This window comes from Mesorhizobium sp. M1E.F.Ca.ET.041.01.1.1 (assembly GCF_003997355.1).
Taxonomy (GTDB): Bacteria; Pseudomonadota; Alphaproteobacteria; order Rhizobiales; family Rhizobiaceae; genus Mesorhizobium.
This window is the reverse complement of sequence record NZ_RZSL01000396.1, coordinates 1-5796: the sequence shown is the minus strand read 5'-3', so window position 1 is coordinate 5796 and position 5796 is coordinate 1. Positions and strand designations below refer to the sequence as shown.

Below are 5796 nucleotides of genomic sequence, written 5' to 3'. Positions count from 1 at the left end.
AGCACCTGAAGCGCTACACGACGCTCGGCATGGGCACCGACCAGGGCAAGACCAGCAACTTCGCGGCGCTGTCGGCCATGGCGGCGCTGCGCCAGGCGACGATCGCGCAGACCGGGACCACGACCTTTCGCCCGCCCTATGCGCCCGTCGCGATCGGCGCGCTCGCCGGCCGCGCGGTCGGCCACCATTTCAAGCCGATCCGCCGCACGCCGATGCATGACCGGCACCTGGCCGATGGCGCCGAAATGCTCGAGGTGGGGCTGTGGATGCGGCCCTATTTCTATCGTGGCGCCGGCCGCGACGTGAACGAAGCCTATGTCGCCGAGATGCGCATGGTGCGTGAAGCCGCCGGGCTGATGGACATTTCCACCGTCGGCAAGATCGACGTGCAAGGACCGGACGCCGCCAGCTTCCTCGACCGTGTCTACGCCAACGGCTTCGCCAGGTTGCCGATCGGCCGCGCCCGCTACGGCGTGATGCTGCGCGACGACGGCATCGTCTTCGACGACGGCACGACCACGCGGCTCTCGGAAACCCGCTTCTTCATGACCACCTCGACCGCCAAGGCGGCCGATGTGCTGTCGCGGCTCGAATTCCTGCTCGACACCGCATGGCCGGAACTGCGCGTCGCCGTCACCTCGGTCAGCGACGAATGGGCGGCGATGTCGATTGCCGGCCCCAAAAGCCGCGATATCCTGGCCGCCGCGTTCCCGGAACTCGATGTCTCGAACGAGGCGCTGCCTCATATGGGCTTCATCGAGGCCGAATTCGACGGACGGGCGCTGCGCATCATCCGCCTCAGCTATTCCGGCGAGCGCGCCTACGAGATCTATGTCGGCGCCAGCCACGGCGAGCGGCTCTGGGGCCGCCTGCTCGAAGTGGGCGCGCCGTTTGGCCTGAAACCCTACGGGGTCGAGGCGCTGGGTGCGCTGCGCGTCGAGAAAGGCCATGTCGCCGGGCCGGAGATCGACGGGCGCACCACGCTCGACGATCTCGGCCTTGGCCGCATGGCCGGCAAGCGTACCGGCTTCGTCGGCGAAGTCCTGCGGCATCGCCCGGCATTTCAAGCGCGCGACCGCCAGCGGCTGGTCGGACTGGAATGCATCGAAGAGGGCAAGCGGCTGCGTGGCGGGGCGCTATTGTTCCTGCCAGGCGATGCCGTCGCCGGCCATGGGCGCGGCCGGGTCACCTCCGTCACCTTCAGTCCGGAGCTTGGCCGCTATGTCGGGCTGGCGCTGCTCGCCGGCGATGCCGCGACGGAGGGAAGCGAGGTCGTCGCCGCCTATCCGATGCGGGCCGAGAGCGTTCGCGCCCGCATCGTGTCGCCCGTGTTCCTCGATCCCAAGGGAGAGCGACTGCATGGTTGAACCTCTGTCGTTGCAGGATTTCAACCTGTTGAAGGACTTCAACCTGTCGGCGGCCGATTGCCCGATCGTTCAGATCGAAGGCTGGGATGGGACGCTGGCACGATTTGAGGCAAGCGCCTCGCAGGCATTGGGCGCGCCCCTGCCCGCGACGGTCGGCGAGACTGTACGCCATGCGGATGTCCTGATCGTCCGGGTTGCCCCGCGCCGCTTCTGGTTGATTTCGGAGGCCGGCGCAAAATCGCCGTTCCTGACCATCGATCCCGAACTTGGCTGTTCGGTTTTGCTCGGCGAAGGCCGGGTGTGTCTCAGGATGCAGGGGCCGCGTCTTCCGGAAATTCTCTCCAGATGCGTCGCCGTCGACTGGTCGTCGCCCGCTTCGGCTCCCGGTCGCGCGTGGCACACGGCCTTGCACCACGTGCCGGTGCTCCTGCTCCGCACAGCCGAGACCGCCTGCGACCTTATCGTGCCGCGCAGTTTTGCGAAGAGCCTGACCGAATGGATTGCCGATAGCGCGGCAGGGTGAGCTGCCGGGCATCTTCGCCCGCCGACGCTGTGGATGTGCCGCGAAAGGTTGCAGCCGATCTCGGTGGCGGCGAATGCCGCATTCGCCGGTTTTGCCGCCACGGGGTTTTGATCGGCAGATTAACGAATCGTAGACCGCGCTGTCCTATTCTGGGACAGCGCGGATCTACTACCCATTGGCCGCGCAGGCGGCTCCGGCGCCCAGGCACCCTACCCCTAGTCGGAGCCGCCACCTGTTACGCTACCAGCAAGGGTTGAATCAACTCTTACCAAGCATTCTTACTGGTGCATTTTGCCAATCGTTAGATTTTGAAATGTCGGCGACACTATTCGTGGCACTCAATAAGTCGCCGTCGGGCTGGTTGCACGCGCTCTGCTTTGGTTTGCTTCCACCTCCCAACGGCACCGGCGAGCCCGGCTGGAGGATTCGCCAGACATATTAGCAATCAACGATATATTAACGGCTATGGCGCAGCCTTTCCGTACCGGGGACGAGAACCGCCCCCTGATCGACGATCCGGCACTTATGTGCCGAAACGTTCGACCGATGCGGAGCAAAACGCATGAGTGTCGAAACAGCGCTGGCGCAGCTATTGCGCATGCTTCACCGCCGAGCCTTGAAGTTGGCAGACCTGCCGGACGATGAGAGAGTCACGCATTACGACAGCATCCGCCGCTCCTGTTGCGGAGCCGCCGAGCATATCGGCCAGTCGCCCGACAACGCGGCCATCACAGCCAACAGCATGGTCGAGTTTACGCGGGCAATGGTCGGGATCATCGAGGCAAGGCACGAGTAACGGCGACGGGGAAGAAGAGCCGATCGGCCGTTTAATGACCGTTCGCAGCGTGGCGGCCGGATCCAGCCTGCGTGCCTGACAGCCTTCGCCTTACAGGCGCGGTGCAAAAATGGACCTGCCCCGGCTGACCTCGCCATCATCTCGTCCATAGCGCCATAACAGCAATTTCTCCCAAGACGTCGACCCACGACGCTGCAACGGTTGTCGCTTCAATGTTCCGGCGCCTTGTCGCTGCTCGCCTATTCATTGGAGAAAAAATCATGACGAGCACAATCTCCCCGTTTCTCGCTGCTCTCGGGTCTGAAGGTCCCCCGGCAGACCGGGCGAAAGGCATGGACCTGTATGGATGGTTGATCGGAAGCTGGGAAATGGACACTGTCCACCACCTCGACGATGGGACAATCCAGAAATGGGATGGTGAATGCCATTTCGGCTGGGTGCTCGAAGGCCGCGCGATTCAGGACATCTGGATCAGGCCGAAGCGCCCGGCGCCCTCCACCATGTATGGCACGACTTTGCGCATCCCCGATCCTGGCATCGACGGCTGGCACATCATCTGGAGCGATCCGCTCAACCAGGACTACTCGCGCCAGATCGGGCGGGCCGAGGGCAAGGACATTGTCCAGATCGGCGATGACTCGCGCGGTCTGCAAACGCGATGGCGGTTCACCGAGATCACCGCCAACAGCTTCCATTGGATCGGCGAGGAAAGATCTGCCGAGGACGACCCTTGGCAAGTGACGTATGAGCATTTCGCCCACCGGACAAATTCCTGAGCCAGGCGGTGGCGACCCTTCCGTCGGCAGCTATCTCTTTCGGGAGGTGGAGCGCTATACGGTGCAGCGGCAGCCTATGGCGAAACGCCCAAAGCATGAAGGCGCTTGCCTGCCGCGACGTATTCGATGAAATCGTGCGGGCAGTCATTCGCGGCACGCTGGTAGTATGGCAAGGCTTTGTCGGTGCGCCCCTTGAGCCAGTGGAACTCCGCGATATAGAGATTCGCGTCGCATAAATTTCCGCGTTTCGTGCCCGGCGGGGAGTCATCTGCCGAGGCCAATACTGCTTCGGGCGTCTGCTCGCCCAAGAACATACGAACCAGTGGTGCCGGCCAGCTTGTCATGTCCAGCTTGTTGGTCGCCTGCCGTAAATGGCCGATGCCGCCGCCATGCCGCTCAGCCAGATCCGCCCAGATCGCGAAATAGGCATTGTGTGGCGCGAGTTCCGCCGCCGCAGCGAAATCGGCTTGCGCCTTGGCCACGTCGCCATCGTAGAAGTAGTAGATTCCCCTGCTTCCATATGGGTTGACATAGGTTGGATTGAGCGTGATCGCTTGGCTGTAGTCGGCCATAGCGCGTTCTGCATCACCCTTCGCGCCCCAGGAAATGGCCCTATTGTTGTAAGCGAACGGATGTTTGGGATCGAGGCTGATCGCCTTATCGAAATCCGCGATGGCGCGGTCGAACTGGCCCCTCCGGTTGAGGACGAAACCGCGGTTGTTATAGGCCTGCATATATGTCGGATTGAGCTCGATGGCGCGGCTGTAGTCAACAATGGCGCGGGCGTTGTCGCCCTTGTGAGCCCAAGCGAGGCCTCTGTTGTAGTAGGCTGACGCTTTTCCCGGATCAAGCTCGATGGCGCGATCGAAATCATTGATGGCGCTGTTGTTCTCGCCTTTGTCGAGCCATATCAGTCCGCGGTCGTTATAGGCGTCGGCGTCGTTCGGATCGAGGGCAATGGCGTTGTCATAGTCCGCCATGGCCCGGTCATTATCGCCACTGTCCATCCAGGTGTTAGCCCGATTGCGATAAGCGGTAGTGCGACTGCCTGGGCTTTGTGTACCGTCCTCGATGATCCGCGTACAGGCGGCGATCCGCAGTGAGCCCGCAGATGCGCCGCCGCAATCTTCGCTATCCCCAGCCAAGGCTTGAGTGCCAAGCGCAATCAGGACAATGACGCTGGCCAGCGCCTGTCGTCCCATTTGAATTGACCATCCTCGCCGCGAGCGAAGGTAGCTCTGTGGTGGAACAGCTACGTTCCGAGTAGTGTGTCGGTGGTTCAATCCAATCCCTCCGCTCCATAAGATTTGGCACAGAGAATTGGAACGCACCAGCCACCAAGAACTGGTGTTCAGGCAGTGTCTTCCTCACTGCCGATGGCTTGATATTGTGAGGCACTCACAATGGTTTCAAACAGCAAGGCCGCGGCCAAGTCCGCGCCCTCGCATTCGCCAGTAGAGACGCCTACCGCTATTGCGAATAATGCGAACCCTACTCCGCAGCCTGATACCCCGCGATACCCTTGATCTCCAGGAAATCCTCGAGCCCGTATTCGGCATATTCGCGGCCGTTGCCGGACTGCTTGTAGCCGCCGAAGGGCAGGCCGGCGTCCCAGGTCGGGTAGTTGATGTAGACATTGCCGGAGCGCATGCGGGCAGCGGCCTGGCGCGCCTTCTCGATGTCCTTGGCCTGGATGTAGGAGGCAAGGCCGAAGACGGTGTCGTTGGCCTGCTCGATCGCCTGCTCGACCGTGTCGTAAGGCATGATCGACAGCACCGGTCCGAAGATCTCCTCCTTGGCGATGCGCATGTCGTGCGTGACGTTGGCGAAAACTGTCGGGCGCACATAATAGCCACGGTTGAGCTCGGCCGGGCGGCCGGGGCCGCCGGTGACCAGGGTTGCGCCTTCGTCGATGCCGCTCTGGATCAAGCCCTGGATCTTGTCGAACTGCAGCTGGCTGACCACCGGGCCGAGTTTCACACCGGGCGCATCGGCCGGGCCGACGGTGAATTTTTCTGTCGCGGTCTTGGCGTAGCCTGCCGCCTCGTCATGCCGGTCGCGGGGCACGAAAATGCGGGTCGGCGCGTTGCAGGACTGGCCGCTGTTGCCGAAGCAGCCGGCAACGCCCTTGGTGACCGCCTTGGCGAGGTCGACATCGGGAAACAGGATGTTGGCCGACTTGCCGCCGAGTTCCTGATGCACGCGCTTGACCGTATCGGCGGCGGCCTTGGCGACCAGGATCCCGGCGCGGGTCGAGCCGGTGAAGGACATCATGTCGACATCCGGATGGCTGGCAAGAGCCTGGCCGACGGTCGGGCCGTCGCCGTTGACGAG

Annotated in this window: 6 protein-coding genes; 4 read left to right on the top strand and 2 right to left on the bottom strand. The window is 62.8% G+C overall.

What is annotated here, in order from left to right; genetic code table 11:
- From EOA38_RS25745 to EOA38_RS25730, 4 genes are all read left to right on the top strand, one after another.
- The coding region (locus EOA38_RS25745) for a glycine cleavage T C-terminal barrel domain-containing protein (protein WP_281060118.1) at positions 1-1367 on the top strand (1367 nt) is incomplete at its 5' end.
- A 28-nt stretch (positions 1368-1395) separates the two neighbouring features.
- Positions 1396-1890 (top strand): sarcosine oxidase subunit gamma, encoded by a 495-nt coding sequence (locus EOA38_RS25740; protein ID WP_245480916.1) that lies wholly within the window; start codon positions 1396-1398, stop codon positions 1888-1890.
- 562 nt (positions 1891-2452) lie between these two features.
- Positions 2453-2686 carry a hypothetical protein gene (locus EOA38_RS25735; RefSeq protein WP_126094294.1) on the top strand — a complete coding sequence of 78 codons (234 nt, stop codon included), beginning with the start codon at positions 2453-2455 and terminating at the stop codon, positions 2684-2686.
- Positions 2687-3054: 368 nt separating this feature from the next.
- Positions 3055-3462, top strand: coding sequence for a hypothetical protein (locus tag EOA38_RS25730; protein WP_245480915.1), 408 nt, complete (start codon positions 3055-3057; stop codon positions 3460-3462).
- Between the two features lie 74 nt (positions 3463-3536).
- On the opposite strand, the gene EOA38_RS25725 is transcribed toward EOA38_RS25730, so the two are convergent.
- Together EOA38_RS25725 and EOA38_RS25715 are read right to left on the bottom strand one after the other, a co-directional pair.
- A complete protein-coding gene (locus tag EOA38_RS25725) occupies positions 3537-4664 on the bottom strand; it encodes a tetratricopeptide repeat protein (RefSeq protein WP_127300562.1) in 1128 nt (375 codons plus the stop codon).
- 289 nt (positions 4665-4953) lie between these two features.
- The coding region (locus EOA38_RS25715; RefSeq protein ID WP_127300561.1) for an aldehyde dehydrogenase family protein at positions 4954-5796 on the bottom strand (843 nt) is incomplete at its 5' end.

Excerpts from the sequence above, each read along its gene's own strand:
- EOA38_RS25735 (WP_126094294.1), top strand. The coding sequence starts at position 2,453 with ATGAGTGTCGAAACAGCGCTGGCGCAGCTATTGCGCATGCTTCACCGC.
- EOA38_RS25730 (WP_245480915.1), top strand. The coding sequence starts at position 3,055 with ATGGACACTGTCCACCACCTCGACGATGGGACAATCCAGAAATGGGAT.
- EOA38_RS25725 (WP_127300562.1), bottom strand. The coding sequence starts at position 4,664 with ATGGGACGACAGGCGCTGGCCAGCGTCATTGTCCTGATTGCGCTTGGC.